Source organism: Pseudomonas sp. IT-P44 (assembly GCF_949768225.1).
GTDB classification, from domain to species: domain Bacteria; phylum Pseudomonadota; class Gammaproteobacteria; order Pseudomonadales; family Pseudomonadaceae; genus Aquipseudomonas; species Aquipseudomonas migulae.
Genome location: NZ_CATKQM010000038.1, coordinates 1 through 26,970, shown reverse-complemented (window position 1 = coordinate 26,970; position 26,970 = coordinate 1). Strand labels below are relative to the sequence as shown.

Below are 26,970 nucleotides of genomic sequence, written 5' to 3'. Positions count from 1 at the left end.
CGATTTCCCGGTTTAAGGTGTATTCGATCATGACTAAACAGTTCGATCTCTCAGCGACACAGACCCTCGGGCATCCCGGTCCGAACCCGGCTGACGCGCCCGTGAAGAAACCGTTCAAAGCGAAAATGCGGCCCCTGCTGATGGTCGGTGTGCCGCTGCTTTTCGCCGCGTTTGGCTACGCACGCTATCAGGCGGGCGAGCCCTTTGTTTCGACCGACAACGCCTACGCCCGGGTGGCCAAGGCCTCGATCAACGCACGTGTTTCCGGCCAGGTCGTCGAGATTGCGGTTCAGGACAATCAGCCTGTGCGCAAAGGCCAGGTGCTGTTCCGCATTAACCCGGAGCCGTTTCAGATCGCGGTCAACCGTGCAGAAGCACAGTTGAGCGTCGCGCGGCTGCGCATCGATGGGCTCAAGGCCAGTTACCGGCAGCAGCAGGCCGAGTTGCAGTCCGCCAGAGAGTCGGCGGATTTCGACCAGAAAGAGTTCGCCCGCAAGAAAGCGCTGGTCGCCTCCGAGTTTGTTTCGCGGGCCGTTTACGAGCGGGCGGACACCGACCTGAAAGTGGCACGGCAGCGCATTGCGTCGATCGAACAACAGATCGCCAGCACCGTCGTCGCGCTCAGCGGCAACCCGAACATCGACGCGGACAGTCACCCGACGGTGCGCGAGGCCAGGGCTCAACTGGACGAGGCGCAGCTCTACCTCGGGTATGCGACGGTGTACGCGCCGGACGATGGCATTGTCGCCAAGGTTGACGACTTGCAGGTGGGCAACTTCGTTAACAACGGCGCGCCGGCCTTTGCGCTGCTGTCCGATCGTGAGATCTGGATCGAGGCCAACTTCCGCGAGACGCAGGTCACCCATATGCGCCCCGGGCAGGCAGCGACCATCAGCATCGATACCTATCCCGATCACGTATTCAAGGCCCACGTCACCAGCATGAGCCCGGGGGCCGGCTCGGACTTCGCCCTGCTGCCACCGGAGAACGCGACCGGCAATTGGGTCAAGGTGGTCCAGCGCGTTCCGGTGCGCCTCGAACTCGATGAGGCGGATCCTGCCCTGGCGCTGTTTTCGGGCACCAGCGCCACGGTCAAGGTTGATACTGGCTATCGCACGCCGTGGTGGCATCCGCTCAAAGCATTGTTGACTGCGGGTGGCGCCTGATGAACAGCCAACAGAGTGGACACCCGGCGGGAGAGGGCGCGCATGCGCTGAGGTTCGCGGCGCTGCTGGCGACGTACATGCAGTCGGCGAACCTGCCTGTTCCGAACGCGGTACTCAGGTTGATTCAGGGCAGCCTGTCGATGACCGACGACCAGGCGGGCTGGATTTTCACCTCGTACCTCGCGGCGAGCGCCATCACCCTGCCGGTCGCGCAATGGCTCGCCGGGCGTTATGGCTTGAAGCGTGTTTATCTGACCGCGCTGGCCTTTTTTGCCCTTGGCTTGCTGCTTGCGACGCTGGCCGCGACGCCGCCGGAATTCGTCGGCGCGCGGATCATCCAGGGGCTCGCGAGTGGCGTGCTTGCGCCGTTGTCGATGGCGATTTCAATGGAGACCCTGGCCCTCGAGAAGCGTGCGAAGTTTGGCGCGACGTGGACCGCCATCGTGCTGTTCGGCATCGTCAGCGGGCCGAGCATCGGTGGCTGGGTCGGCGAACACTTCGACTGGCGGCCGATCTTCTACATCAGCCTGCCGTTGTCGGCCTACATCTTCCTGGTGATGGCGCTTTTGCTGAAGGAGAAGAAGGCCGAGCAGCGGCCGTCATTCGACTTCTTTGGCTTTGGCACTTTCACGCTGGGTTTGATCAGCCTGCAAATGCTGCTCGACCGTGGTGAACGCCTGGACTGGTTTGCCTCGACCGAGATCTGTCTGGAAGCACTGGGCAGTGCACTGGGGTTCTATCTGTTTGCGGTGCATGTGCTGACGGCGAAGGTGCACTTTCTCAACAAGCGTTTGTTCGACGACCGCAATTTTGTGCTGTCGACGATCATCTTTTTCGCCGTGGGTTTCGTGCTGTTGTCGACCATGGCGCTGACCTCGCCGATGCTCGACGAAATTCTCGGCTACCCGCCGGACACCACGGGGTTCCTGACGATCCCGCGTGGCGTCGGACTGGTCGGCGCGTTCCTGCTGATGGGGCGTGTTCCCGAGCGCTTCGACCGCCGCGGGTTCGTGGCGGCAGGCGTCGCCCTGGTGGTCTATGCCAACTGGCTGATGCTCGGTTATTCGCCGTTGATGGACGAGTGGCCGGTGGCGGTGGCCGGTGCGGTTCAGGGCATTGGCATCGGCGTCTTGATGCCGTCGCTGACCAAGGTTGCGTTCAGCACGCTCGACCCCGCGTTGCGCCCCGAAGGCACGGGTCTGTTCAACCTGTCACGGGTGTACGGCAGCACGCTGGGCGTTGCGATTGTGCAGTTGTTTTTCTTCAACAACACGCAAGCGATGCACACGGCGCTGGTCAGCAACCTGACGCCTTATCGCGCGGCTGCGCTTTCCGTGCCGACGTCCCTGCAAGCCTTGGAAGGGCTCAACGAAATGATCACGGGCCAGGCGGCTTTTATCGCGCTGATCGGTCAATTCAAGATTTTGCTGGTGGTGATGCTGGTGGTGAGTCCACTGGTGGTCTTCCTTCGCAAGCCGGCTGCGGCCAACTAGTTTTCGTGGAGTGTGCCAAATGAAATCTCATGCGCTCGCAATCAACAGACAGACGTTCAAAACCACGTTCGGCGCGGCGGCAGTGCTGGTGTTCCTGACCGCTTGTACCGTCGGCCCCGACTACCAGATGCCTGCGCCGAGCCAGTCGCAGCACTACGATCAACAGGCCGAACAGCGGCTCGGTCAGCGTGGCAACAAGCAGATTGACCTGGGCCAGAAGGTCCGCGGTGACTGGTGGACGGCGTTCCGTTCGCAGAAGCTCGACACGGTGGTACGTCGGGCCATTGCGGGCAATCTTGAACTGGTGGCGGCGGATGCAACCATTCGCCAGGCGGCGTCCTCGGTAACGGCGGCGGAAGGTGCGTTGTACCCGCAAGTCGATTTTGGCGCCCAGGCGGGCCGTCAACGGGTTCATAACGCCAAAGAGCCGGCCATCTCCAACTACTATGCAATCGGGCCACGGGTCGGTTTTGACCTGGACGCGTTCGGCGGCAACAAGCGCTTGGTGGAACAACAGGAAGCGTTTGCCGATCTGCAAAAACATCGCTACGAAGCGGCGTACCTGACCCTGACCGGGAATGTCGCCAGTCAGGCGTTGCTGGTGGCGTCGGCGAATGCGCAGATGCAAGCCGTCGAGAAGCTGCTGGCCAACGACGCGAAAAACCTCGACCTCGTGCGTATGGCCCACGCCAATGGCAGCACTACGCAGATCGATGTTTCGCTGGCCGAAACCCGGCTCGCTCAAGACCGCACGTTGTTGCCGCCTCTGGCTCAGCAGCGCGACTCGGCTCGCCACGCACTCTCGATTCTGACGGGCAAAGGCCCGGGCGACTGGATCGCGCCGGACTTCGACCTGGCCGAGTTTGTATTGCCGGCCAACGTGCCTGTCAGCTTGCCTTCTGAAATGGCCCACGACCGGCCGGATGTGCGCCAGGCAGAAGCAGAACTGCACATGGCCAGCGCTGCCGTCGGCGTCGCGACCGCGAACCTCTATCCCCATGTCACGTTGTCCGCGTCGCTGGCACAGGCCGCTTCGGGCAATGGCGGCGCCGCACTCTGGGGCTTCGCGGCAGGGCTGGCAGGGCCGATCTTTGATGGCGGAACGCTCAAGGCTGAACGTCAGGCTGCCATCGACGGCTACAACGCGACACTCGCCGGTTACCAGCAAACCGTGATCAGTTCGTTCGGCCAGGTCGCCGACACGTTGCAAGCCATCAACCATGACGCCGAGGAAAACCTCGCCCAGGAAGACGCATTGCGCGCGGCCGAAACCAGTTTGCGCTTGAACCAGCAAGCCTATGCGCAAGGCGAGAACAGCATTCTCCAGGTGCTGGAAGCGGAGCGCGCTTATCAACAGGCGTTGCTGGGCCGAATCCGGATCAGGACGGCGCAATACCTCGACACGGTGCGCCTGTACGTGGCGCTCGGCGGTAATTCCGTAGGCGCATTCGAGCAACGGGTGGCCACACGCGAAGCACAGAACCCTGCGTATCAATAGCGGCTGCGGCCCCGACAATTGGAGTAAAGAGATGCCTTACGAAGCCTTTCACGATGCACTTCGCGATCAGCGTTTTGTGCTCAACCATGGCGCGGGTGAAATGCCGGCGGTTGGGTTCGGCACGCTGTTTCGAGATCTTGCGGTCACCACGCAAGCGGTCAAGGAGGCCCTGCACGCGGGCTTTCGTCATTTCGATTGTGCAGAACGCTATCGAAATGAAGAACAGGTCGGCATTGCCCTGCAAGAGGTGATGGCGAGCGGAACAATCCGCCGCGAAGAGCTGTTCATCACCACCAAGCTGTGGAACACCAACCATCGCCCCGAGCGGGTTCAACCGGCGTTCGAGGCCAGTTGCCGACGGCTGCAAGTGGACTACATCGACTGCTACCTGATCCATACGCCGTTTGCCTTTCAACCCGGTGAAAACCAGGACCCGAGGGACGAGCAAGGCAACGTCATCTACGATTCAGGGGTCACGTTGATCGAGACATGGAGGGCACTTGAGCGTCTGGTGGATGAAGGTCGGTGCAAGTCCATCGGCTTGTCGGATATCACGTTGCCGGCGTTGCAGACGATTGTCGCCGAGGCGCGGATCAAACCCGCCGTCGTGCAGGTCGAGTCCCATCCTTATTTGCCGGAATGGGAACTGCTTGAGTTTTGTCAGCAACATGGAATTATCGTCCTGGCGTTTGCACCACTCGGCCACGGCATGGAGCCCAACGTGCTGGAGGATTCGGTGATTACCGGGATCGCTCGGCGCGTGCAGAAGACCCCGGCGCAAGTGGCGCTGGCCTGGTCGGTGCAGCGGGGCGTGGCTTTTCTGACCACGTCGGCGACACCGAGCCACATCCGGGAAAACTTCGATCTGTCCACGCTGCCACACCGGGCGATGCTTGAAATCAAGGAAGAGATCACCACTCGGGTACGGTTCAACTCGGTGGTGGAAACCGGTGTTCCCGGGTTTATTGCGCGCAAGAAGTAATCCGATTCGAGAGGGGCGGCTTTCTGTAAGGCCGCCCTTTTTTATCCAGACCCTTGAGGCCTTGCGATGGACATTTTCCAGACCATGCGTTTTTTCGTGGCTGTCGCCCAAACCGGCAGTTTTACGGCGGCGGCGCTGATGCTGGACACCACCACGACCAACGTTTCCAAAGCGGTGACCAGTCTGGAAGCCCGGCTTCAAACACGCCTGATCAACCGGACCACTCGACGCCTGGCTTTGACCGAAGCCGGTGTGCGCTACTTGCAGCGCTGCGAGAAAATTCTTGAAGAGGTGCGTGAAGCCGATGAGGAGGCAGGAACCGCTCACATCACGCCGGTGGGCCGGCTGAAGATTCACGCGATGTCCGCCATCGGCAACCATTACGTGATCGATGCGATTGCCAAGTACCGAGAGACTCACCCCTCGGTGATGTTTGATCTGACCCTGACCAATCGGCTGCCCGATTTGCTGGAGGAGGGGTATGACATGTCGATCGTGTTAGCGCGGGACTTGCCCGATTCCGGGTTTGTCGCTCAAAGGCTGGGCATCACTTACAGCATCCTCTGCGCTTCGCCGGCGTACTTGAAGAAACGCGGACACCCTGATTCTCCAGGGTCGCTTGGCGCACATGATTGTCTGCGGATTGTGAATACGGTCATGCCGGTTGAAAACTGGGCATTCGAGGGGCCGGACGGCGTGGAGACGGTGAACGTTCCGGTCTCTCCCTTTCACGTGAACACCGCCGATGCGATGACGGTCGCGATAAAGAATGGAATGGGGATCGGTATTCAACCCATTGCGTCTGCCGTGGACGGACTGAGAGCGGGCACGTTAGTGCGGGTGTTGCCGGATTATCATTTCGAGGAATTCAACTTGTTTGCCATCTACCCGTCACGAAAGTTCGTGGATGCGAAGATCAAGACATGGGTGGAGTTTCTGAAAGACTACATTCCGGGTCTGTTGGCCTCCGATGAGGACATTGTCGGTTCGCCAGCAAAACCCTGACAGGCGCGGCAGGCATGGAGTGTCGACCCTCCATCGTCCGCACGTGACTCAACCGTTCGAGCAGCCTGTGCCCATGACTTGATATTGCAGGATATGCCGTTGACCGTGAGAGTCTTCATACGTCATTTGGGCCGGCACCGGTGCGCATTCGTTCGCGATGTCCGACACCGTAATGATCTTCTGAATATCGAGCTTCATTCCGTAGGTGTAGCTTTCAACCGGTACCTGGCCGGCTTCTGCATTGGCATGACTTTCGTCTGCAAAGGCCTGTGCGGTTAAACTTCCAAGAGCAAGGAACAGCGCTGCTTTTAAAACGTTCATGGTATTCACCTTGGCATCGACTATTTCGGGGTTGTTGCCCGGCGAGCAAGTTGCTGACAACTTCAATGGCTCGCTGGGTAGAGTCGATGCTAGGTGTTTATGGCTTGGCCATATATTGGTCGACCGGACAAACACTGTTGTCGGATTTCACATGAATCCTGAATCGGCAGGCTCAGGCCGCCTGTTTTCGTTGTTGAGTTTTCAGCGGCTTTCAGACTCAAATGATCCTTTTCGGGACGGTGACGATATGGAACATCGGTGTGAAGTAGCGGTGCTCGGACTCGGCGCGATGGGCGCCGCGACGGTGTATCAACTGGCGAAATCCGGGGTCAGGGTCATCGGCGTCGACCGCCATCATCCTCCCCACACTCAGGGCTCCAGCCATGGGGACACGCGCATCACTCGGCTTTCGGTCGGCGAAGGTGCCGCGTACGTGCCCATTGTCCGCAACTCGCATCGGATCTGGCGAGAGCTCGAAGCGCTGTCCGGCGAGTCGCTGTTCGAGCAGTGCGGCGTGCTGGTGTTGAGCTCCAGCCCCGGCTATGACGCCGACGATGCCAACGACTTCACGAACCGCACCCTTCAACTGGCGAACACCTACGGCATCGAGCATGAGGTGTTGTCCGCCGAACAGATTCGCCAGCGATTCCCGCAATTTTCCCAGGTGCTGGACACTGCCGTCGGCTACTTCGAACCGAGTGGCGGTTACGTCCGGCCGGAACGCTGCATCGCGGTGCAATTGCAGCTCGCCGAGGAACACGGCGCCACGTTGTTCAAGGGCGAAACCGTCACGCACATCCGCTCGGACAAGCAGGGCGTCACCCTCACCACTGATCAGCGCACGATCCGCGCCGACAAAGTCGTGGTCAGTGCCGGCATGTGGTCCCGGGACTTGTTGGGACAGCCGTTTGACCGCTTGTTGCGGGTGTGTCGGCAGAAACTGTTCTGGTTTGAGCAGGAGGAGAACGCGCGGTTCGCCGAGGTGTCACCCACGTTCATCTTCAGCCACGGTCCGGCGCAGTCCTTTTACGGCTTCCCGCCGTTACCGGGCGAGGGCAGCGTGAAAGTCGCGACGGAGCAATACATTGAAGAATCCTCGCCAGACACGCTGGACCGCACCGTCAGTGCCGCTGAAGAAAACGACATGTTCGAACGTCAGGTGCGCGGCCGGATCGCAGGCGTGACTTCGCGCGTGGTCAAGTCGGCGGTGTGCGCGTACACCGTCACGCCGGATTCGCACTTCATCATCGACGAGCATCCGTCACTGAAAAACACCCTGGTGGTGTCGGCCTGCTCGGGACATGGTTTCAAGCATTCCGCGGCGTTGGGCGAGGCGGTGGCGCAGTGGTGCGTGCGTGGCAGCAGTGACCTGGACCTGTCGGCGTTTTCGTTGAAGCGGTTTGCCTGACTTGCCGATCCCGGCCACCCCGCGAGCCATAGGAGCCAGGCTTGCCGGCGAAGGCGTCCGTGAAATCGCCATCGCCGGCAAGCCGGCTCCTACAGGATTTGGGTGAGCCCCCAATCCCCGCCACCCCGCGATCCGTAGGAGCCAGGCTTGCCGGCGAAGGCGTCCGTAAAATCGCCATCGCCAGCAAGCCGGCTCCTACAGGTTTGGGGTGAATCCATCATCCCGGACACCCCGCGATCGCAGGCGCCAGGCTTGCCGAGGTGAGTGGACTGATACCAATTGGCCATCATTTCCGGTAGAGTATGCGCCGCCCGAGAGACGGATCCCGGGCGTTTACCCAAGGAGTCATTCAGTGAATCACCTCAGCAAAGTTGTTGCCGTTACCCTGTTCGGCCTGGTTCTGGCGGGTTGCACCGGCGCCCCGATGAAGACTCAGCAATACGATGCAAGCCAATACACGGTGATTGGCCACAGTGAAGCGAGCGCCACGGGCCTGATGCTGTTCGGCGTCATCCCGATTCGCCAGAACAGCCGTTTTGTTCGCGCGCAAGACGCGGCGATCAAGGCCAAGGGCGGCGATGCACTGATCAACACCCAAGTGCAGGAAAACTGGTTCTGGGCCTGGGTCCTGAGCGGTTACACCACCAAGGTTTCCGGTGATGTGATCAAGCTGAAAAACGTTCAGTAAGCGATCGCCAGCGCAGCCTGCCGCAATGGCAGGCCGCGCTTGTCGTCCCGGTTAGATCAGGTTGATCACGACATCGATGTTGCCACGGGTCGCCTTCGAATACGGGCAGGTCTGGTGCGCGGCATCCACCACCGACCGTGCAACTGCCGGGTCCAGGCCGGGAAGGCTCACGTTGAGGCGCGCTTGCAGGAAAAAGGCGTTTTCGGTCTTGCCCAGGTCTATTTCGGTATCGACAGACACGTCAGTCGGCAAGGTCACTTTCAACGCTATGGCTGCCTTGCCCATGGCACCGATGAAGCAGGCCGACCAACCAGCGCCCAGCAGTTGTTCAGGGTTGGTGCCGCTGCCGGAAGAACCTATGGCGCTAAGCTTGACGTCCAGACGGCCATCGTCGCTTCGCGACTCGCCATTGCGGCCTCCGGTTGTGTGGGTCTTGCCGGTGTAAAGCACGGTGTCGATTTGATTGATCATGGCGGTTCCTGCTGAGGTTGGTGGGCGCTTCTAAATCGCTGTTCATCGGAAAACATCTGAATTTCCGATGTGGCCCACTTTTCCACTTCCATGTAATGCGGATGTGTCCTGAACCGGCGCTTGTGTATCGCCGTGTAAGATCACCCCGCAAAAATACACACTGATACAAATCGACAGTGACTGTAGGAGCGAGCTTGCTCGCTCCTACGGGTAAAGCCTTCACGCCTGCTTGTTCAGCGCCGCCTCCGCCGCCGCAATTTCCGCCTGGCGCTTGATGATCAGGTCACCCATCGGCGGCCCCTGAAAGCGCCGCGCTTCAAAACCGAACCAGACGATGGCCGTCAGCACCAGGAAGCCGATGGTGATGTACAGCGCCCAATCGTTCGGTGGCTGGATGCCGATGACGAAGATCACCACCATCGAGAGCACCGAGAGCACGGCGAACAAGGAGTAAAAAGCGTGCCCCATGTTCCACGGCCCCATGGTTGGCCACTTCGAGGTTCCGTAGGCGAACAGGCCCAGCACGATGGGAATGATGAAAGAGAAAAACAGGAAGATCACCGTGCAGGAGACCACGATGGTGTAGACCGGCGTTGCCCCGATCGAGATCACCGACGAGCCCCAGTCGAACAAGACCGCCAGGGTCGCGCCGGTCCAGATGGCTGCCACCGGGCTGCGATATTTCGGTGAGACCGAGGCCAGTGCTTTCGAGCAGGGCAGGCCACCGTCGCGGGAGAATGCGAAGATCATGCGCGACACCGAGGTCACGGTCGCCAGCCCGCAGAGAAACTGCGAGATGAAAATCGCCACGTACAGCGCGAATTTGATGTTCGGACTCACCTGGGCGTTCATGCCCCAGAAGAACACGTTCCAGCCCTGTTTCGCCGCTTCGTCCATGTTCGGCAGCATCAGCACGAACGAGCAGAGCATCACCCAACCGAACAGCAACGACCAGATCACGGACATGACCATGCCGCGCGGCACCGACATCGCGGCATTACGGGTTTCTTCTGAGGTATGCGCCGACGCGTCATAACCGGTGATGGTGTAGATCGGCAACAGCAGGCCGAGCATGAACACCCAGCTGTTCGACACCTGTGGCCAGACACCGCCGCCGGCTTCACCGGAATAGTTGCCGAAAGTCCACAACCGGGCGAACTCATAGCTGGGTGCGGAAATCAGGCAGACGATGGTCAGCGCGAGCGCCGTGGCGAAAATCAGGTAGCCCGAGAAGTCGGTGAGTTTCGCGGTCAGGCCGATGCCCAGATGGTTACACAAGGCCTGGATGCCGGTCAGGATCGCCAGGAAAATCACCCTCACGGTGGTGGTGTCTTCCATTCCCAGCGCCGGTCCGAAGGCCCCGAAAAAGAAGTAATAGGTGCCGACGTTGATCGCGCCGAGCACCGTGACCAGTCCCAGCAGATTGAACCAGGCCGTCAGCCAGCCGGTGAAGCGGTTTCCGAGAATCGAGCCCCAGTGATAGAGACCGCCTGCGGTGGGGTAGGCCGAAGAAATCTGCGCCATGGCCAGCGCGAACACCCCGGAGATCAGGCAACCGATGGGCCAGCCGATGCCAATCGCCGCACCCCCTGCGCCCGAGGTGCCTTGGGCCAGTGAGTTGATGCCGCCTGAAAGGATGCAGATGATCGAAAAGGAAATCGCGAAGTTGGAGAAAACGCCCATTCGTCGCGAGAGTTGCTGGGCGTAGCCCATGCTGTGCAGCACCTTGACGTCCTCGTCGTGCGCGTCGGTGCCGGGCTGGCTTGCTGGGTTCATGCTGTGTACCCCATCAGGTTTTGATTCAATCCACTGGCGTGTGCGCAATGGGCTGGCCTTCAACACCTTGTCGTACTGCTCCTTTTTCCAACCGATACTGCTCTGGATCTAAACGCGGCCGTGATAAGCCGCGTCGAAAATGCTGGCCACACCGATCTTGGTCAATGGCAGGGGATTGCCGCTGGCCGAGGGATCGACAATCGCCATGTCCGCGATCAGGTCGGCCTGTCGGTCATCCACGCCCAACTCAACCAGCGTATGCGGCACGCCGATGTCTTTGCGCAGCTTGAGCACGAAGGCCAGAAAACTGTCGAAGCCGGGGGAGGGCAGGCGCAGATAAGCCGCGAGGCGGATGATGCGTTCCTCGATGGCCGGGCGATTGAACTGCAACACATACGGCATGAACGTGGCATTGGTCATGCCGTGATGGGTGTCGTACAGCGCGCCCACCGGATGCGAGAGCGCGTGCATTCCACCGAGGCCTTTCTGGAACGCGGTGGCGCCCATCGCGGCGGCGGCGAGCATGTGTGCGCGCGCTTCAAGGTCCGAAGGTGTGTGTACGGCGCGCACCAGGGCGTTGGCCACCAGGCGCATGCCTTCCACCGCAATGCCGTCGGCCAGCGGGTGAAATCCGGGAGCGCAATACGCCTCCAGGCAATGGGCGAACGCATCCATGCCGGTGCCGGCGGTGACTTTTGCCGGCATGCCCACGGTGAGTGCCGGATCGCTGATGACCACGCGCGGCATCATTTTCGGGTGGAAGATGATGCGTTTGGTGTGCGTGCGCTCGTCGATGATCACCGCCGCACGGCCGACTTCGGAACCGGTTCCCGCTGTGGTCGGCACGGCAATCACCGGGGCGATGTGGCTGTCGTCGGCTCGGGTCCAGTAGTCGCCGATGTCTTCGAAATCCCATACCGGTCGGGTCTGGCCGCTCATGAACGCGATGAGCTTGCCCATGTCCAGGCCGCTGCCACCGCCGAAGGCAACCACGCCATCGTGCTGGCCGGTGCGCCAGGCTTCGAGCCCACCGGCCAGATTGGCCTCGACCGGATTGGGCTTGAGGTCACAAAACAGCGCGACGCCAAGGCCGGCGGCGCGCAACGCATCCACCGCCGCCGTGGTGATCGCCGCACGCCCCAGGCCGCTGTCGGTGACCAGCAGCGGGCGTTGGATACCCTGGCTGCGGCAAATCTCGGCCAGCTCGGCGATGCGCCCGACACCGAAGCGAATGCTGGTGGGGTAGTTCCAGTTTCCAGTCAGGTTCATGGCCTACACCTCGTGGCGCAGATGAAAGGATTTGGCGCGGGTCAGGTGCTCGTAGCCCAGGCGCGACAGGGTGACGCCGCGTCCGCTGTTCTTGACCCCGGTCCAGGCCAGCGCCGGGTCGAGGTAATCGCAGCGGTTCATGAAGACGGTGCCGGTGGCGATCTCGTTGCCGAGGCGTTCGGCGGCGGCGAGGTCCTCGGTCCAGATCGACGCGCTGAGTCCGAACTCACTGTCGTTCATCAAGGCGATGGCTTCTTCGTCGCCAGTCACCGGCATGATGCCGACCACAGGGCCGAAGCTTTCGTCGCGCATCACCGACATTTCATGAGTGACGTCCACCAGTACCTGCGGCGCCAGGTAGGCGCTGCCCGGCGCGTCGGCGGGAAACGCCTTCGGATCGATCAGCGCCTTGGCGCCCTCGGCCAGCGCGTCGGCAATCTGTCCGCGAACAAAGTCTGCGGCGGCCGGCGAGACCATCGGACCCAGCGTGGTGGCTTCGTCCAGCGGGTTGCCCAACACGTACTGGCGAGTCAAATCGGCGAAGCGCTCGACGAAGGCGGGATAGATTTTCTGGTCCACATAGATGCGCTCGACCGCGCAGCAGCTTTGCCCGGAGTTGAAGAAGCTGCCGTCCACCAGGTTTTCCACGGCGTATTCGAGATTGGCGTCGGCGCGAACGTAGGCCGGGTCTTTGCCGCCGAGCTCCAGGCCCATGCCGATGAAATCCGTGATGGCGGCTTGTTGGACTTGCAGGCCAGCGTCCACCGAACCCGTGAAGTTCACCTGTTGTACATCGCCGGTGACGATGGCTACTGCGGTACTGGCATGACTGAGCAGCAGGTTCTGGAACAACCCTTCAGGCAGATTGGCCCGGCGAAAAGCTTCAGCGAAACGCTCGCCGACCAGCAGGGTTTGCGAGGCGTGTTTGAGGATGACGCTATTGCCCGCCATCAATGCCGGAATAATCGTGTTGACGGCGGTCAGGTAGGGGTAATTCCACGGGGCGATCACGAGCACCGTACCTAGCGGCTCGCGTCTGATGTAACGCCGAAAACCCGCGACCGGTGCAGGCTCTATGGCTGCAAGCGCTTCGGGCGCAATAGCGATCATGTGCCGGGCTCGCTCTTCGAAACCGCGCAGCTCGCCAGCGCCATAACGCACCGGTCGACCCATTTGCCAGGCCAACTCCGGCACGATTTCATCTTTCATGGCGAGCATCGCGTCCACAGCGGCACTGCAAAAAGCTGCACGCTCGCTCAGTGGTCGGCGCTTCCATTGCGCCTGGGCCGTTGCAGCCGCCTCAAGCGCCTGAAGGAGCCGGGCCGTATCTATTTGTTGGCGCTCGACGTACACCCGGCCATCGACCGGAGAAATAAGCTGAATCTTCGCAGTCATGGTGTGCTCAATAGCGCTCGAAGCCGCGCTGCAGTTCCCAGTCGGTGATCCGCCGGTCGTACTCTTTCTGCTCCCACTCGGCGGTGTGCACGTAGTGATCGACCACTTCATCGCCGAACGCCTCGCGCAACATGCTCGACCCCTTGAGGGCGGAGCAGGCATCGCGCAGGGTTTTCGAGACTTCCGGCAAATGCTCATCGAGGTAGGCATCGCCCTCGAACGGCGCGGCGAGTTCGAGCTTCTCGTCGATCCCGGCCAGGCCCGCCGCGATCAGCGCGGCGAAGGCCAGATAAGGGTTGAGGTCGGCGCCGCCGATGCGGCATTCGATGCGGATGGATTTGCTGCCTTCGGCACACAAACGAAAGCCGGCGGTGCGATTGTCGCGGCTCCAGACCGCCCGCGTCGGCGCGAAAGTGCCGGCCTGGAAGCGCTTGTACGAATTGATGTAGGGCGCCAGGAAGCAGGTGATGTCGTTGGCGTACTTGAGCTGCCCGGCGACCCAGGCGCGCATCAGTTTCGACATGCCGAACTCGGCTTTGGCGTCGAAGAACAACGGCTTCTTGGCGTTCTTGTCCCACAGCGAATTATGGATATGGCTGCTGGACCCGGCGGCGTCATAGCGCCACTTGGCCATGAACGTGATCGCCTTGCCTTGCAGCTGCGCGATCTCTTTGCAGGCGTGCTTGATGATGACGTGGTGGTCGGCCATGGTCATGGCATCGGCGTAACGAATGTTGATTTCTTCCTGGCCGGGGCCCCATTCACCCTTGGAGTTTTCCACGGGAATGCCCGACGCTTGCAGATGCTTGCGAATCGCCCGCAGCACCGGTTCCTCGCGGGTGGTCTGGAGGATGTTGTAATCCTCGATGTAATGCCCGGCGGTTTTCGGTTGGTGATAGTTGCGCTGGTGGATCGCCTCGTAGCTCTCATCGAACAGGTAGAACTCGAGCTCCGAAGCGAACATGCCGGTGTAGCCCCGTTCACGCAGGCGTTCGACCTGTTTTTTCAGAATCGCCCGCGGGCTGTGGGGCAAATCCTTGCGATGGTGATGATCGAGCACATCGCAGAGCACCAGCGCCGTGCATTCCAGCCAGGGCACGCGCCGCAGCGTGGACATGTCCGGTTTGAGGACGAAGTCGCCATAGCCTTTGCTCCAACTGGCTGCGGCGTAACCCGGCACCGGTTCCATGTCGATGTCGTCGGCCAGCAGGTAATTGCAGCAGTGGGTTTCTTCGTGGCCGCTGTCGATAAAAAACTCGACCTGGAAGCGCTTGCCGACCAGGCGTCCCTGCATGTCGACCATGCAGACCAATACGGTGTCGATTTCGCCAGCGGCAGCCGCGCGCTTGAGTGCATCAAAGCTGAGAAGGGGCTCGGTCATCACGTCAATCCTGCGTGAAAGGGTTGGGCCTGTCTGAGATAGCTGTTGCAGACGCTCTCCAGAACAACCAAAACCCTGCAGAATCGAGCATCGTGAGCAATAAGCTGATCCAAGCTTAGCCTACTGTTGAAAACTGCAAGTCCTTATGAGCCGCTAAATTCAAAGCTTGTAGCCAATCTGCCGCAACAGGTTTTTGCGCCACAGAATGTCTTCGTCGCCTTCAATATCCTTGGCGCAGAAGCCATCCACCACACCCAGAATCGCGCGTCCCTGTGCTGTCTCGGCGAGCACCACTTCAGTGGGATTGGCGGTTGCGCAAAAGATCCGGCACACCTCTGGAACCGTCTTGACCGTGTTCAATATGTTCAGCGGATAGAAGCCGTCACCCAGGAAGATGATGAAGCTGTGCCCGGCGCCGATGGCTTGGGCATTGCTCTGGGCCAGTTTGATCATGGCAGGATCGGTGCCGGACCAGCGCACCATGCATTTGCCCGAGGCTTCGCAAAAAGCCACGCCGAAGCGGATGCCCGGCACCGCGTTGATCAACGCTTCGTGAATGTCCTCGACGGATTTGATGAAGTGGGTCTGGCCCAGAATGAAATTCGTGTCTTGCGGCTTATCGATTTTCTGCGTGATGAGTTGCATCTCGAACACCTCCTTTCACGACGGTGTTGCCAGGGGCTGGCAACCGTTCAAGTCTCACGATTCATTTTAGGAGATTCGCGCCCAGGCCGACGCTTGGGCGACCGGTGCACGTCGGGCGGCGGTAATCGGGTAAGGTAGGCGCGAAAATGCACCGGGTGCGCCGATTGACTTCACTGGAATCGAACATGATGAAAGCTGTAACCCTCACCTTCGTCCTTTCACTGACCGCAGGGGCATTTTGCGCGCCGGCGGCAGCGGCGGGGGATGCTGAAGCCGGGGCGAAACTGTTCACGCGGATCTGCGGCGGCTGCCATCAAGTGGGCGAGTCGGCGCGGGGCGGCTTCGGCCCGCAACTCAACGGCATTTTCGGCCGTCCCTCGGGAAGCGTGACGGACTACCAGTACTCCGACGCGATGAAGTCCGCCGGCATTGTCTGGACGCGCGAGACACTGACGGCTTACCTCGAAGCGCCGAAGAAAGTGGTGCCCGGCACCCGGATGATTTTCTGGGGGCTCAGCGATCCGCAGAAGATCGAGGATGTGCTGGCGTACTTGCAGACGTTTCAGCCGCAGTAATCGAATGCGTCGTTGAAATGTACGTTGATGTACATTTTGTGTACGCACGAGGGCGTGCAGCGTAGAGTGGAGCGACATTTTCAGAACACGGTGGTACCCGAGGATGTCGCAGACAGGAAAGACACGGACCAAGGCACAGGACGCCGGCTGGCGCGGCTCGGTCAATGGCTGGCTGGACGCTGCCTACGATGCCCTCAAGGAATCCGGTGTGGACGCGGTGCGCGTGATGCCGCTGGCCAAGCGGCTGAACTTGTCGCGCACCAGTTTCTATTGGTTCTATGAAGATCGCGAGCAACTGCTGGCGGCGCTCCTGACCCGCTGGCGCGACAAGAACACCGGCGGGCTGATCAGCCAGTGCGAGAGCTACGCCGAAAGCATTTCCGAAGCCATCCTCAACGTTTTCGAATGCTGGGTGAACCCTGAGCTGTTCGACTCGCAGTTCGAGTTTGCCGTACGCAGTTGGGCGTTGCAGTCCGCCGAGGTGGCCGACGAAATCGCCGCGGCTGACGAGGCGCGGATCAATGCCCTGGCCGGCATGTTTCGCCGGTTCGGCTACGAGACCGACGCCGCCGATGCGCGGGCCAGGACGATCTACCTGACGCAGATCGGCTACATCTCGATGAAAACCACTGAGGACATCGTCGTGCGTTTCCGGCGCATTCCGCAGTACGTCACGGTGTTTACCGGCAAGGCACCGAAGCGTCGCGAGCTCGATCGTTTTTTTGGCAAGTTCGGCTACGCGGAAAAAGAGCCGGGTGTTTTCGTGTCGCTGGTCGACACCTTCGAGGAGGCGACGCCCGATGCCGAATAGAACCCTGGGCATCATCGGCGGCACCGGTTGGTTGGGCCGTGCAATCGCTGATGCGGTGCTGGAAAGCGGCTTCATCGCTGCCGATCACCTGCTGATTTCGAACCGTTCCGGCAGCAGCACGTTCGGGCCTGACGTGCGGGTGCTGGCGGATAACCAAGCGTTGGTTGAGCTTAGCGAAGTCGTGGTGTTGTCGATCCGCCCGGAGCAATTTCGTGAACTGCAGATCGACGCCCGGGGCAAACGGGTGATTTCACTGATGGCCGGTGTTCCGGCGGCGACCATCAGCGCCGCCACCGGTGCGCAAGTCGTGGTGCGGGCGATGCCGAATGCAGCTGTGGAAATCCGCCAGTCATTCACCCCTTGGTACAACGCCGGTGAGTTGAGCGAACAGGACCGCGAGTGGGTGCAACGACTTTTTGAATGCGTCGGTTCGGCGGACGAAGTGCCCAATGAGGATTGCATCGATTACCTCAGTGCACTGTCCGGCACCGGGCCTGCTTTCCCGGCCATGCTTTACAGGGCGCTGGTTGAATCGGCGGTGGTCGCGGGGATTCCCGAGGCGATCGCCCAACGTGCCGCGCACGGCGTGGTGGTGGGTGGCGGTCAGCTACTGGCCAGCCGCGATCCCCTGCAAATGATCGACGCCCTCATGGCTTATCGCGGTGTGACGGCAGCGGCGTTGCAGTCGATGGCTGATCAACATCTCGACGCCATCGTGGGCCAGGCTGTGCAGGCCGGTGCGGCTGTCGCCCGACGCGGGATGTAAAAAAAGAGGGAGCAAAAGCTCCCTCGATTGATGCTTGGCGGGGGTCAGATTTCCTTCACCAACCGCAAGGCATCGTAGATCGCCGCATGCGTGTTGCGGGCCGCCACGGCGTCACCGATCCTGAACAGCTGGAAACGCCCTTGAGGGTTGGTGACGATGTGCTGCGCGTGACCGGCAATCAGGTCGTGCTGTTCCACCGCGCCGCCATTGCTTGAGTGAGGGCGAAGATCGAAATACAGGTCGTCCAGCGGCAGCGTGCCGTGGTTGACCACGACCTGATCGACGACACGCTGTTTGTTGACCTTGCCGTAGTCGCTGCCGAAGGTCGCGACCAGCTTGCCATCGCGCTTTTCCACCGACTCGACGCGGTACGTGACGGTAAAAGTGACGTCGAGGTCTTGCAGGCTGCGCATGTAGGGCACCAGGTTCATCGCCATCACTTCCGGCGCAAATGCACGGTCGGGCGTGACGATCTCCACGGTCGCGCCGCTTTGTGCGATGACTTCGGCAGCCTGCAAGGCGGCATGGTCGCCGGCATCATCGAAAATCAGCACGTTGCGGCCAGGCTTGATGTCGCCGGAAATAATGTCCCAGGTCGACACCACCAGTTCGTTGCCTCGGGCAAGCACCTCGGTGTCTGGCAGGCCTCCGGTCGCGACGATGACCACGTCCGGCTCGTGGGCCAGCACGGTGTCGGCTTCCGCCCAGGTGTTGAAGTGAAACTTCACGCCAAGGCGCTCGCACTGCGCCATTCGCCAGTCGATGATGCCGATCATTTCGCGGCGGCGTTCGTTCAGCGAAGTCAGCCGGATCTGCCCGCCGGGCCGGTCCGCCGCCTCCAGCACGGTGACGTCGTGGCCACGTTCGCCCGCGACACGCGCCGCTTCCAGCCCGGCGGGGCCGGTGCCGATGATCAGCACTTTGCGTTGGTGCGCCGCCTTGGGAATCTCGTGGGGCATGGTGGTTTCGCGACCGGTCGCCGCGTTGTGAATGCAGTAGGCGGCGCCGCCCTGGTAGATCCGGTCCAGGCAATAGTTCGCGCCCACGCAAGGGCGGATGTCTTCCTCGCGCTTCTCGATGATCTTGCGCACGATATGCGGATCGGTCATGTGCGCGCGGGTCATGCCCACCATGTCGACCTTGCCCGAGGCAATCGCGTAGCGCGCCGTGGCGACGTCGGGAATCTTGGCCGCGTGGAAGGTCGGGAAACCTGTCGAGGCACGGATCTCACCGGCGAAATCAAGGTGCGGCGAGTTGCGCATGCCCTGGATCGGGATGACATCGGTCAGGCCCGCGTCGGTGTCGATATGGCCGCGCACCACGTTGAGGAAATCGACCAGCCCGCTGTCCTTGAGCATGTGCGACACCTGCATCCCTTCACTGGCGGTGAAGCCGCCCGGCAGCGCTTCGTCGCCGGTGTAGCGCACGCCCAGCAGGAAGTCTTCGCCGACGCGCTGGCGAATCCCGCGCAGGATGTCGAAGGTAAAGCGCATGCGGTTTTCCAGCGAGCCGCCATAAGGGCCGTCGAGATCGTTGGTCAGCGGCGACCAGAACTGATCCATCAAATGCCCGTAGGCCTGCAATTCGAGGCCGTCCATGCCGGCGGCCTGCATGCGTTCGGCCGCGTCCACGTAATCCTTGATGATCCGCTCGATGTCCCAGTCTTCCATCTTCTTGGGGAACGAGCGGTGCGACGCCTCGCGACGGTGCGAAGGCGAGACCACGGGCAACCAGTCGGCCTTGTCCCAGCGAGTGCGCCGGCCCAGGTGGGTCAACTGGATCATGACGGCGGCGCCATGTTCGTGGCATTCATCGGTCAGGTCCTTGAGCCATCCGACCACTTCGTCCTTGTAGGCCAGCACGTTGTTGAACACCGGCGGGCTGTCCCGGGAGACCGCTGCCGAGCCTGCCGTCATGGTCAGGGCAACCCCGGCCTTGGCGCGCTCGACGTGGTAGGCGCGATACAGCGCCTGGGGCATGCCGTCGATAGGGTAGGCCGGCTCGTGCGCCGTGGTCATGATCCGGTTTCTGAGGGTCAGGTGCTTGATCTTGTAGGGTTGCAGCAAGGGATCGCTGGACATCGTGGTGCGCTCCAAAGTGGGCTTCATCAGGCTCGGCGACTTGAAATTAGGATAAATGTACATAGGTGTCAATTGCTCATGACACACGTGTACATTTTTCTTGCGCAACACAAAAGTCACCGATAAGATCAGGCTCGAAAGGGTGCAGAGGAGCGACAGTCGTGCCCGGCACGATGTGAAAAGGGATTGCGAGGGATTCGGTGGAGAAGGGCTGTGCTGCCCGAATTCGAAGCAGCGAAGACTGCACTGTTCACGACCGTAAGGCCGTTCAAACGAAGACAACCTGCCTATCACCGTAAAATAGGAAGACGCCTGATGAACGCTCATTCGTATCGAAAAACAGCCTGTGCCTGCCTGTTCGGACTGGCGCTTGGAACCCACGCGGCGCTGACTCAGGCGGCGGAACAGCAACCTGTACGCATTGGCTGGGTCAACTGGTCCGACACCGAAATCACCGTCAAGCTCGCCACCACCGCGTTGCAGGAACATCTAAAACAACCGGTGAAACTGGTGATGGCCGACATCGGCATTCAGTTCCAGGCCCTGGCCAACGGCAATATCGACCTCATCCCGATGGTCTGGCTGCCGAGTACCCACAAGGCGTTCTACGACAAATACAAGGATCGGCTCGAAGACCTCGGCGTGCTCTATGAAGGGCGTATCGGTATGACGGTGCCGACCTCGGTGCCGATCAGCGAAGTGGCGAGCGTAGAGGACCTGAACAAACCGCAGGTCAGGGAAAAGCTCGACGGCAAGATCCTCACGTCCGAGGTCGGCAACGGCCAGTACAAGCTCACAGTCAAGGCCATCGAGGAGTACAAGCTCGACGGTTACAAGCTGGTTGCCTCATCGGAGTCCGGCATGCTCAACGAGTTGGACCGTAACCTCAAACGCGGCAAATGGTCCTTGGTGAATGCCTGGAGTCCGCACTGGATGTTCTCCAAATATCCGCTGCGCTATCTGGATGATCCCAAGAAGATCTTTGGCGGCGCCGAGCAGATTCACGCCATGGCGCGCAAGGGCTTCAGCCAGGAGTATCCGGAAGTGGCGTACTTCTTCGCCCACTATTCGATCCCTCAGGCTGATCTCGAAGCGTTGATGATGCAGGCGCGCCAAAGCTCTTCCGACCAGGCCGTCGCCGCTTATTACGCCGCCAACAAGCCTCGTTTCGAAGCGATGTTCGAGAAGGGCGCGCAGAGTGTCAGCAGTCGCCAGCCTTGAGTGCACTGGCAGACGGCAGGTGACTCATCGACCGATGATGCACAAATCCCCGGTGGCGCGGATCAATGCCTGGCCATGCAGGCCATCCTTGATCAGCGCCGACCGCTCTTTGGCCAGCCACTGGGCGCAGTTCGGGTCTTTGCGATAGGGCGCGAAATCGGCGTAGTGCTGCAACAGGCGGTTTTGCAGCTCATCCAGTTGTGGCCGGATTTGATTGGCAAGGTCCGGCCGCGGCACATCAGGCGCGTTGCCTGCCGCTTGCCATTGCGCGAGCAGTCCGTATTGCACCAGTTTGTTGGCTTCGATCTGTGCGGCGATCAGCTCGGCGATTTCGTCCGGGTCGAGTTTGCGGGTAACCGCTTGATTCCTGGCATTGGCGATGACTTGTGCTTCCCGGGCGCTGTCCTGGATCGGTTTGTGGCTGTCCCATTTGGTCAGCGCCACCAGATCAGCAATGTTCAGGCGTTCGTTTATCGTCACCAGCAGCGGTTGCAAACTGGCGGGCGCCGGGGAGGGCGTGCCGGCTTGTGCGCCGCAAGCGAGTAAACCGGACAGGGCGCAGGTCAGCAGCAGGCGTGGGGAGAAAAACATGGGCAACCTCATTGGATACGGGACTCGCAATCAGGAGCTATGTATCACAGGTGTGCCAGTGGCATTAAGGGGGAGCTGATTTTATTTGTGCACGAAAAAGCCCGGCGGGTCAGGCCGGGCTTCTTTTTGAGTACCGCGGTAGGGTTATTCATTCATACGGCGCGGCTTTCGATCAGACGGTCGGAACCGCCTTCGGCGACGCGGTTTTCGATCAGACGGTCAGAGCCACCTTCGGCAACGCGGTTTTCGATCAGACGGTCAGAGCCACCTTCGGCAACGCGGTTTTCGATCAGGCGATCGGAACCACCTTCGGCAACGCGGTTTTCGATCAGGCGGTCGGAACCACCTTCGGCAACGCGGTTTTCGATCAGGCGATCAGAACCACCTTCGGCCACACGACTTTCAATCAGACGATCCGAGCCGCCTTCAGCGACAACCGGGTGAGCAGAAGAAGCGGCAAAAGCGTTAACTGCAAAAACCGAGAAAGCGATGCTGAGGAAGAGTTGGCGTTTCATGGTGGTGTGCTCCGGGATGTAGTTGTTTGGTATGGAGCTGATGTTACGCCGCACAGTTTTTAAGAGAACTTCATTGAGTTGATGGTGACTATCGACGCCGGCAATGGTTTGCCAATGATGCGAAAGGGCGTCCGGGCGCATGCCTGCTCAAGGGCAGACCGGCCAGACACCACACCCAACTGTAGGAGCCGGCTTGCTGCGGGCGGCGTTCCGACGATGGAGTGTCAGTCGACAATTCTTTAGCTGACACACCATCGTCGGAACGCCGCCCGCAGCAAGCCGGCTCCTACAGGATCTCGGGTGAGCGGAATATCCGGGGAAACCCATGACGCCAGCCTGTCGTCGGCTGCACCGCCCGGCCGGAGCAGCCGGGGTATGCTGGATCTCCCGAACTATCGACGGTCTCCGGCAAGTCAGGCCGTGAGGCATTTTCTGCGAGGTTCCAGGCTCTGATCGAGAGGGTAAACCGATGCACGACTATTACGATTTGGGCACCTACAGCCGCCCCGTAACGACGCGTTCGCCACAGGCTCAGCTTTGGTTCGACCGCGGATTATTGTGGTGCTACGGCTACAACCACGATGAATCCATCCGCTGTTTCCGCAAGGCGATCGAACACGACCACGATTGCGCGATGGCCTACTGGGGAATCGCCTATGCCAGCGGCCCCAACTACAACAAGCGCTGGGACGCGTTTATCGAACAGGAGTTGAAAGACGCCGTCGCCCAGGCCCGACTGGCGACGCGTACTGCGCTGGCGCATTGCGACGGTGCCAAACCGGTGGAACAAGCGCTGATCCGGGCGCTTGAGCAACGCTATCAGGCCGACGCTGCCGACAGTGTTGAACAACTATTCACCTGGAACGATGCCTACGCGGCGTCGATGCGCGATGTCTATAAAGCCTTTCCCGACGATCCCGATGTGGCGGCGCTGTTTGCCGAAGCCTTGATTGACCGCACACCCTGGCTGCTGTGGGATCTGACAACCGGTGAACCCGCGCCGGGCGCCGACACCCTCGAAGCGCTGGCTGTGCTGGAGCAGGCACTGGGCAGTGCGCCGCACCCCGGCGTGCTGCACATGTACGTCCACACCCTGGAAATGTCACCCCATCCCGAACGAGCGTTGCGCGCCGCCGATGTTCTGCGCGACCTGGTGCCGGACGCCGGGCACCTGCGCCACATGCCGTCGCACATCGATGTGCTCTGCGGCGATTACCGTGGGGCCATGAACACCAATAGCCAAGCGATCCTGGCCGACCGAAAATTCCTGGAGCGGGAAGGGCCGCTCAACTTCTACACCCTGTATCGATGCCACAACTACCACTTTAAACTCTACTCGGCGATGTTCCTCGGGCAATACCAACCGGCGCTGGACGCCGCCATCGAGCTGATGTCGACCATCAAGGAAGAACTGCTGCGCGTCGAGCAACCGCCCATGGCCGACTGGCTGGAAAGCTTCGTGTCAATGAAGGTGCATGTGCAGATCCGCTTCGGCAAATGGCAGGACATCCTCGCCACTCCATTGCCCAATGACCAGGAACTGTACTGCGTGACCACCGCGATGCTGCATTACGCCAGAGGCGTGGCGCACGCGGCCAACGGGCATATCGCCGCCGCGCAAGCCGAACAACGGCTGTTCATCAATGCGCTGACCCGCGTGCCGCCAACGCGTTACCTCTTCAACAATAAATGCACCGACATCCTGGCGGTGGCCGGCGCCATGCTGCATGGGGAAATCGAGTACCGCAAAGGCAACTACGACAGCGCGTTCGCTCACCTGCGCGAGGCGCAGTCACTGGACGACAACCTGCCGTACGACGAGCCTTGGGGCTGGATGCAACCGGTGCGACACGCGCTGGGTGCGCTGCTGCTGGAGCAGGGGCGGGTGGAAGAAGCCTTGCAGGCCTACCGGGCCGATCTGGGGCTGGACGACACGCTGAGTCGTGCGTCCTGGCATCTGGACAATGTCTGGAGCCTCCACGGTTATGTGGAATGCCTGAAACGCTTGGGGCGGGACGCCGAAGCCGCGGCGGCGCGGACCCGTCTCGATCTGGCCATGGCGCGGGCCGATGTGGAAATCACCGCCTCCTGTTTTTGCCGTGTCGGGGCGCGCTGCTGTCAGGGCTGAGCCCTCTGAAAACGGGTATCACGATGCCCGTTTTCAGGCATCAAGAAACGCGTCGATCATCGGCACCAGCCATTCGGTGCGCGTGGTCACCTGCATGTGATCGGTGCCGGGGAGCACGGCAAGCTGCGCGTGTGCCAGGTGCCGGAACATCTGCACGGCATGTTCGGGACGGATGACGTCGGCGTCGCCGACCACCACCAATGTCGGCGCGGTGATGCGGCGGATATCGTCGTCGGGGATGTCCTTGAAATCACGCATGCGCCGGGCTGCCTTGTCATGCATCAGCCGCAGATTGCCGGGCTGCGGCGCGACCTTGAGGTACGCCTCCTGCAGTTCCGGCGGCATGTTCTCCAGCGTGGCGTTGGCCATCGCTTCCCAGAGCCACGGATAGGCACCGTCGCGATTGACCAGCGCCGACGCCGCCACGATTTTGCGCACGACGTCCGGATGCCTGATCGCCACCTGCAAGGCGATGGTGCCGCCATTGCTGAAACCGAACAGGTCCGCTTGCCCGATGTGCAGATACGCGAGCAGTGCCGCCGTGTCGTCCGCGGATTGCTCGAAGCTGAACGGACGGTCGACGATGTCCGCTGTGTGCCCATAACCCTGTTGTTCAATGGCAATGACCTGACGCTCAGCCGCCAGCACCGGCAGGATCTGACCGAATGAGGTTTCAAGGGTGTCGCCGCCGCCATGCAGCAGGACGAGGGGCGGTCGCGTGGGGTGCGCTGCGCCGTGAATCTCGAAATAGATCCGCAGGCCGTTGACGGGGGCGTAGCCGGTTTTGCGCTGATTCATGGCGGGTTCTCCGCGTATTTGAGGGTTTGCAGGCTGGCGAGTGGATATCTGCACGAAGGTGATTATGCTTCATGAAACCTTGCAGTGATGTGAGGCGGTCAGCCTGTTGCCAGGCTTTGTGCATTCCGTAGTCCGATAACTTCAGCCCCAGGGCCTGGGTGCGACGATGCTAGTGAGGTGCTCCGGCCTACAACAAGAGCAAGACGGAGAAGACTCATGGCCGCAATCGACAACACCACCACGGGCAACGTGCCCAACCACGGGATCACCAGGGAGGAGCGCAAGGTCATCTTCGCCTCGTCCCTGGGCACCGTATTCGAATGGTACGACTTCTACCTTTACGGCTCTCTCGCCGCGATCATCGCCAAGCACTTCTTTGCCGGCGTCAACGAGACAACCGCCTTCATCTTCGCGCTGCTCGCGTTCGCTGCGGGGTTTGCCGTACGGCCTTTCGGCGCGATTGTGTTTGGGCGACTGGGCGACATGATCGGACGCAAGCACACCTTCCTGATCACCATTGTCATTATGGGTATCTCCACCGCCATCGTCGGGTTTCTGCCTGGCTACGCGACCATCGGCGTCGCGGCGCCGATCATCCTGATCACCTTGCGACTGCTGCAAGGCCTGGCGTTGGGCGGTGAGTACGGCGGGGCGGCGACCTACGTCGCGGAGCATGCGCCGAAGGGCAAGCGCGGCTATTTCACTTCGTGGATTCAAACCACCGCGACCCTCGGTCTGTTCCTGTCGCTGTTGGTGATTCTCGCCTGCCGCACCGTTCTCGGTACGGAAGCGTTCGAGGCCTGGGGCTGGCGGATTCCGTTCCTGCTGTCGATCCTGCTGCTGATCATCTCGGTATACATCCGCCTGCAACTCAGCGAATCGCCGGTGTTCCTGAAAATGAAGGCCGAGGGCAAGTCGTCCAAAGCGCCGCTGACCGAATCCTTCGCCCGTTGGGAAAACCTCAAAATTGTGATCATGGCGCTGCTCGGCGGTACTGCCGGCCAAGCTGTTGTCTGGTACACCGGGCAGTTCTATGCGCTGTTCTTCCTCCTGCAAATGCTCAAGATCGACCCGCAGACCGCCAACCTGCTGATCGCCGGTTCGCTGCTGATCGGCACGCCGTTCTTCGTGATATTCGGCAGCCTGTCCGACCGCATCGGCCGCAAGGGCATCATCATGGCCGGATGTATTCTGGCGGCGGTGACTTACTTCCCGATCTTCCATGCGTTGACCCAGTACGGTAACCCCGACGTGTTCGCGGCACAGGCGAAAAACCCGGTCACGGTGGTTGCTGATCCAGACCAGTGTTCGTTCCAGTTCGACCCGGTGGGCAAAGCCAAATTCACCAGTTCCTGTGACCTTGCCAAGACGGTACTGGCGAAGAAAGCCATCCCCTACATCAACGAAAAAGCCGAGCCGGGCACCGTTGCGCAGGTTCGCATTGGCGGCAAAGTGGTCGAGAGCTTCGAGGGCACCGGCATGCCGGCCGCCGACTTCAAGACCCGCAACGATGCCTTCGTCGCCACCCTTGGCACCTCGCTCAAGGACGCCGGTTACCCTGAGAAGGCTGATCCGGCGAAGACCAATTACCCGATGGTGTTGTTGCTGCTGACCATCCTGGTGATCTACGTGACCATGGTCTATGGCCCGATCGCGGCGTGGCTGGTGGAACTGTTCCCGGCGCGTATCCGCTACACCTCGATGTCGTTGCCGTACCACATTGGCAATGGCTGGTTTGGCGGCTTCCTGCCGACGGTTGCGTTCGCCATGGTCGCGGCCACGGGGGATATCTATTACGGGCTTTGGTATCCGATCGTGATTGCGGTGATGACGGCTATTCTTGGGACGTTCTTTTTGCCGGAAACCAAGGATCGGGAGATTCATCACACCTAGGGTTGGGAGGGTTTTTGGGATTGGGTGGGGGTATATCCGTTGCTGCGGTGATGGCGGCTGGCGGTTTCGCCCTTACGGCGAGTCACTTGGAAA

24 protein-coding genes are annotated in these 26,970 nt (G+C 60.9%); 13 read left to right on the top strand and 11 right to left on the bottom strand.

What is annotated here, in order from left to right; genetic code table 11:
- Nucleotides 1-29 precede the first annotated feature (29 nt).
- The 5 genes from ACM6IO_RS20285 (at nucleotide 30) to ACM6IO_RS20265 (ending at nucleotide 6,144) form a co-directional block, all read left to right on the top strand.
- Nucleotides 30-1,166: an HlyD family secretion protein gene (locus tag ACM6IO_RS20285; protein ID WP_414912097.1), complete on the top strand. Its 1,137-nt coding sequence runs from the start codon at nucleotides 30-32 to the stop codon at nucleotides 1,164-1,166.
- Nucleotides 1,166-2,659 (top strand): DHA2 family efflux MFS transporter permease subunit, encoded by a 1,494-nt coding sequence (locus ACM6IO_RS20280; RefSeq protein WP_414912096.1) that lies wholly within the window; start codon nucleotides 1,166-1,168, stop codon nucleotides 2,657-2,659. Before ACM6IO_RS20285 ends, ACM6IO_RS20280 begins: the two co-directional genes overlap by 1 nt.
- A gap of 19 nt (nucleotides 2,660-2,678) precedes the next feature.
- A complete protein-coding gene (locus ACM6IO_RS20275) occupies nucleotides 2,679-4,157 on the top strand; it encodes an efflux transporter outer membrane subunit (RefSeq protein WP_414912095.1) in 1,479 nt (492 codons plus the stop codon).
- A 31-nt stretch (nucleotides 4,158-4,188) separates the two neighbouring features.
- Nucleotides 4,189-5,139, top strand: coding sequence for an aldo/keto reductase (locus ACM6IO_RS20270; RefSeq protein ID WP_414912094.1), 951 nt, complete (start codon nucleotides 4,189-4,191; stop codon nucleotides 5,137-5,139).
- Between the two features lie 66 nt (nucleotides 5,140-5,205).
- Nucleotides 5,206-6,144 (top strand): LysR family transcriptional regulator, encoded by a 939-nt coding sequence (locus ACM6IO_RS20265; RefSeq protein ID WP_414912093.1) that lies wholly within the window; start codon nucleotides 5,206-5,208, stop codon nucleotides 6,142-6,144.
- 48 nt (nucleotides 6,145-6,192) lie between these two features.
- Here ACM6IO_RS20265 and ACM6IO_RS20260 read toward each other — a convergent pair whose 3' ends face one another.
- Nucleotides 6,193-6,465: a DUF2790 domain-containing protein gene (locus ACM6IO_RS20260; RefSeq protein ID WP_008044994.1), complete on the bottom strand. Its 273-nt coding sequence runs from the start codon at nucleotides 6,463-6,465 to the stop codon at nucleotides 6,193-6,195.
- A 247-nt stretch (nucleotides 6,466-6,712) separates the two neighbouring features.
- Between ACM6IO_RS20260 and solA the strand changes: the two genes are divergently transcribed.
- Together solA and ACM6IO_RS20250 are read left to right on the top strand one after the other, a co-directional pair.
- Entirely contained in the window at nucleotides 6,713-7,873 is a 1,161-nt protein-coding gene (solA, locus tag ACM6IO_RS20255) for an N-methyl-L-tryptophan oxidase (RefSeq protein ID WP_414912092.1), read from the top strand.
- A 352-nt stretch (nucleotides 7,874-8,225) separates the two neighbouring features.
- The gene (locus ACM6IO_RS20250) at nucleotides 8,226-8,561 is read left to right on the top strand and encodes a hypothetical protein (RefSeq protein WP_414912091.1); all 336 of its coding nucleotides are present in this window, start codon (nucleotides 8,226-8,228) and stop codon (nucleotides 8,559-8,561) included.
- Between the two features lie 51 nt (nucleotides 8,562-8,612).
- Here ACM6IO_RS20250 and ACM6IO_RS20245 read toward each other — a convergent pair whose 3' ends face one another.
- The 6 genes from ACM6IO_RS20245 to ACM6IO_RS20220 form a co-directional block, all read right to left on the bottom strand.
- Nucleotides 8,613-9,032 (bottom strand): organic hydroperoxide resistance protein, encoded by a 420-nt coding sequence (locus ACM6IO_RS20245; protein ID WP_008033339.1) that lies wholly within the window; start codon nucleotides 9,030-9,032, stop codon nucleotides 8,613-8,615.
- Between the two features lie 219 nt (nucleotides 9,033-9,251).
- Nucleotides 9,252-10,808: an amino acid permease gene (locus ACM6IO_RS20240; RefSeq protein ID WP_414912090.1), complete on the bottom strand. Its 1,557-nt coding sequence runs from the start codon at nucleotides 10,806-10,808 to the stop codon at nucleotides 9,252-9,254.
- A gap of 108 nt (nucleotides 10,809-10,916) precedes the next feature.
- Nucleotides 10,917-12,077 carry an iron-containing alcohol dehydrogenase gene (locus ACM6IO_RS20235; RefSeq protein WP_192228780.1) on the bottom strand — a complete coding sequence of 387 codons (1,161 nt, stop codon included), beginning with the start codon at nucleotides 12,075-12,077 and terminating at the stop codon, nucleotides 10,917-10,919.
- A gap of 3 nt (nucleotides 12,078-12,080) precedes the next feature.
- Complete coding sequence (locus ACM6IO_RS20230; RefSeq protein ID WP_414912089.1) at nucleotides 12,081-13,472, bottom strand: aldehyde dehydrogenase family protein; 1,392 nt, start codon at nucleotides 13,470-13,472, stop codon at nucleotides 12,081-12,083.
- 7 nt (nucleotides 13,473-13,479) lie between these two features.
- Complete coding sequence (locus ACM6IO_RS20225; protein ID WP_008040447.1) at nucleotides 13,480-14,853, bottom strand: glutamine synthetase family protein; 1,374 nt, start codon at nucleotides 14,851-14,853, stop codon at nucleotides 13,480-13,482.
- A 159-nt stretch (nucleotides 14,854-15,012) separates the two neighbouring features.
- Nucleotides 15,013-15,498 (bottom strand): adenosine-specific kinase, encoded by a 486-nt coding sequence (locus ACM6IO_RS20220; protein ID WP_414912088.1) that lies wholly within the window; start codon nucleotides 15,496-15,498, stop codon nucleotides 15,013-15,015.
- Between the two features lie 185 nt (nucleotides 15,499-15,683).
- Here ACM6IO_RS20220 and ACM6IO_RS20215 point away from each other — a divergent pair, with 185 nt between their 5' ends.
- The 3 genes from ACM6IO_RS20215 to ACM6IO_RS20205 all read left to right on the top strand — a co-directional run bounded on the left by ACM6IO_RS20215 (nucleotide 15,684) and on the right by ACM6IO_RS20205 (nucleotide 17,650).
- A complete protein-coding gene (locus ACM6IO_RS20215) occupies nucleotides 15,684-16,073 on the top strand; it encodes a c-type cytochrome (protein ID WP_414912087.1) in 390 nt (129 codons plus the stop codon).
- 103 nt (nucleotides 16,074-16,176) lie between these two features.
- The gene (locus ACM6IO_RS20210; protein ID WP_008033332.1) at nucleotides 16,177-16,884 is read left to right on the top strand and encodes a TetR/AcrR family transcriptional regulator; all 708 of its coding nucleotides are present in this window, start codon (nucleotides 16,177-16,179) and stop codon (nucleotides 16,882-16,884) included.
- The gene (locus ACM6IO_RS20205; RefSeq protein WP_414912086.1) at nucleotides 16,874-17,650 is read left to right on the top strand and encodes a pyrroline-5-carboxylate reductase family protein; all 777 of its coding nucleotides are present in this window, start codon (nucleotides 16,874-16,876) and stop codon (nucleotides 17,648-17,650) included. Before ACM6IO_RS20210 ends, ACM6IO_RS20205 begins: the two co-directional genes overlap by 11 nt.
- Before the next feature lie 44 nt (nucleotides 17,651-17,694).
- Here the strand turns inward: ACM6IO_RS20205 and ACM6IO_RS20200 are convergent, their stop codons facing one another.
- A complete protein-coding gene (locus ACM6IO_RS20200) occupies nucleotides 17,695-19,731 on the bottom strand; it encodes an FAD-dependent oxidoreductase (RefSeq protein WP_414912106.1) in 2,037 nt (678 codons plus the stop codon).
- A gap of 315 nt (nucleotides 19,732-20,046) precedes the next feature.
- Between ACM6IO_RS20200 and ACM6IO_RS20195 the strand changes: the two genes are divergently transcribed.
- The gene (locus ACM6IO_RS20195) at nucleotides 20,047-20,952 is read left to right on the top strand and encodes a glycine betaine ABC transporter substrate-binding protein (protein ID WP_008033329.1); all 906 of its coding nucleotides are present in this window, start codon (nucleotides 20,047-20,049) and stop codon (nucleotides 20,950-20,952) included.
- 24 nt (nucleotides 20,953-20,976) lie between these two features.
- On the opposite strand, the gene ACM6IO_RS20190 is transcribed toward ACM6IO_RS20195, so the two are convergent.
- Nucleotides 20,977-21,543 carry a chorismate mutase gene (locus ACM6IO_RS20190; RefSeq protein WP_008040441.1) on the bottom strand — a complete coding sequence of 189 codons (567 nt, stop codon included), beginning with the start codon at nucleotides 21,541-21,543 and terminating at the stop codon, nucleotides 20,977-20,979.
- Nucleotides 21,544-21,695: 152 nt separating this feature from the next.
- A complete protein-coding gene (locus ACM6IO_RS20185; RefSeq protein WP_008040440.1) occupies nucleotides 21,696-22,058 on the bottom strand; it encodes a hypothetical protein in 363 nt (120 codons plus the stop codon).
- Nucleotides 22,059-22,527: 469 nt separating this feature from the next.
- Between ACM6IO_RS20185 and ACM6IO_RS20180 the strand changes: the two genes are divergently transcribed.
- On the top strand, nucleotides 22,528-24,186 hold the full coding sequence (locus ACM6IO_RS20180; RefSeq protein WP_414912085.1) for a tetratricopeptide repeat protein: 1,659 nt from the start codon (nucleotides 22,528-22,530) through the stop codon (nucleotides 24,184-24,186).
- Nucleotides 24,187-24,219: 33 nt separating this feature from the next.
- On the opposite strand, the gene ACM6IO_RS20175 is transcribed toward ACM6IO_RS20180, so the two are convergent.
- Nucleotides 24,220-24,984 (bottom strand): alpha/beta fold hydrolase, encoded by a 765-nt coding sequence (locus tag ACM6IO_RS20175; protein WP_414912084.1) that lies wholly within the window; start codon nucleotides 24,982-24,984, stop codon nucleotides 24,220-24,222.
- 216 nt (nucleotides 24,985-25,200) lie between these two features.
- Here ACM6IO_RS20175 and ACM6IO_RS20170 point away from each other — a divergent pair, with 216 nt between their 5' ends.
- Nucleotides 25,201-26,877: an MFS transporter gene (locus ACM6IO_RS20170; protein WP_192228789.1), complete on the top strand. Its 1,677-nt coding sequence runs from the start codon at nucleotides 25,201-25,203 to the stop codon at nucleotides 26,875-26,877.
- The last annotated feature ends 93 nt before the right edge of the window (nucleotides 26,878-26,970 follow it).

Excerpts from the sequence above, each read along its gene's own strand:
- ACM6IO_RS20285 (WP_414912097.1), top strand. The coding sequence starts at position 30 with ATGACTAAACAGTTCGATCTCTCAGCGACACAGACCCTCGGGCATCCC.
- ACM6IO_RS20280 (WP_414912096.1), top strand. The coding sequence starts at position 1,166 with ATGAACAGCCAACAGAGTGGACACCCGGCGGGAGAGGGCGCGCATGCG.
- ACM6IO_RS20275 (WP_414912095.1), top strand. The coding sequence starts at position 2,679 with ATGAAATCTCATGCGCTCGCAATCAACAGACAGACGTTCAAAACCACG.
- ACM6IO_RS20270 (WP_414912094.1), top strand. The coding sequence starts at position 4,189 with ATGCCTTACGAAGCCTTTCACGATGCACTTCGCGATCAGCGTTTTGTG.
- ACM6IO_RS20265 (WP_414912093.1), top strand. The coding sequence starts at position 5,206 with ATGGACATTTTCCAGACCATGCGTTTTTTCGTGGCTGTCGCCCAAACC.
- ACM6IO_RS20260 (WP_008044994.1), bottom strand. The coding sequence starts at position 6,465 with ATGAACGTTTTAAAAGCAGCGCTGTTCCTTGCTCTTGGAAGTTTAACC.
- solA (WP_414912092.1), top strand. The coding sequence starts at position 6,713 with ATGGAACATCGGTGTGAAGTAGCGGTGCTCGGACTCGGCGCGATGGGC.
- ACM6IO_RS20245 (WP_008033339.1), bottom strand. The coding sequence starts at position 9,032 with ATGATCAATCAAATCGACACCGTGCTTTACACCGGCAAGACCCACACA.
- ACM6IO_RS20240 (WP_414912090.1), bottom strand. The coding sequence starts at position 10,808 with ATGAACCCAGCAAGCCAGCCCGGCACCGACGCGCACGACGAGGACGTC.
- ACM6IO_RS20235 (WP_192228780.1), bottom strand. The coding sequence starts at position 12,077 with ATGAACCTGACTGGAAACTGGAACTACCCCACCAGCATTCGCTTCGGT.
- ACM6IO_RS20230 (WP_414912089.1), bottom strand. The coding sequence starts at position 13,472 with ATGACTGCGAAGATTCAGCTTATTTCTCCGGTCGATGGCCGGGTGTAC.
- ACM6IO_RS20225 (WP_008040447.1), bottom strand. The coding sequence starts at position 14,853 with ATGACCGAGCCCCTTCTCAGCTTTGATGCACTCAAGCGCGCGGCTGCC.
- ACM6IO_RS20220 (WP_414912088.1), bottom strand. The coding sequence starts at position 15,498 with ATGCAACTCATCACGCAGAAAATCGATAAGCCGCAAGACACGAATTTC.
- ACM6IO_RS20215 (WP_414912087.1), top strand. The coding sequence starts at position 15,684 with ATGATGAAAGCTGTAACCCTCACCTTCGTCCTTTCACTGACCGCAGGG.
- ACM6IO_RS20210 (WP_008033332.1), top strand. The coding sequence starts at position 16,177 with ATGTCGCAGACAGGAAAGACACGGACCAAGGCACAGGACGCCGGCTGG.
- ACM6IO_RS20205 (WP_414912086.1), top strand. The coding sequence starts at position 16,874 with ATGCCGAATAGAACCCTGGGCATCATCGGCGGCACCGGTTGGTTGGGC.
- ACM6IO_RS20200 (WP_414912106.1), bottom strand. The coding sequence starts at position 19,731 with ATGTCCAGCGATCCCTTGCTGCAACCCTACAAGATCAAGCACCTGACC.
- ACM6IO_RS20195 (WP_008033329.1), top strand. The coding sequence starts at position 20,047 with ATGAACGCTCATTCGTATCGAAAAACAGCCTGTGCCTGCCTGTTCGGA.
- ACM6IO_RS20190 (WP_008040441.1), bottom strand. The coding sequence starts at position 21,543 with ATGTTTTTCTCCCCACGCCTGCTGCTGACCTGCGCCCTGTCCGGTTTA.
- ACM6IO_RS20185 (WP_008040440.1), bottom strand. The coding sequence starts at position 22,058 with ATGAAACGCCAACTCTTCCTCAGCATCGCTTTCTCGGTTTTTGCAGTT.
- ACM6IO_RS20180 (WP_414912085.1), top strand. The coding sequence starts at position 22,528 with ATGCACGACTATTACGATTTGGGCACCTACAGCCGCCCCGTAACGACG.
- ACM6IO_RS20175 (WP_414912084.1), bottom strand. The coding sequence starts at position 24,984 with ATGAATCAGCGCAAAACCGGCTACGCCCCCGTCAACGGCCTGCGGATC.
- ACM6IO_RS20170 (WP_192228789.1), top strand. The coding sequence starts at position 25,201 with ATGGCCGCAATCGACAACACCACCACGGGCAACGTGCCCAACCACGGG.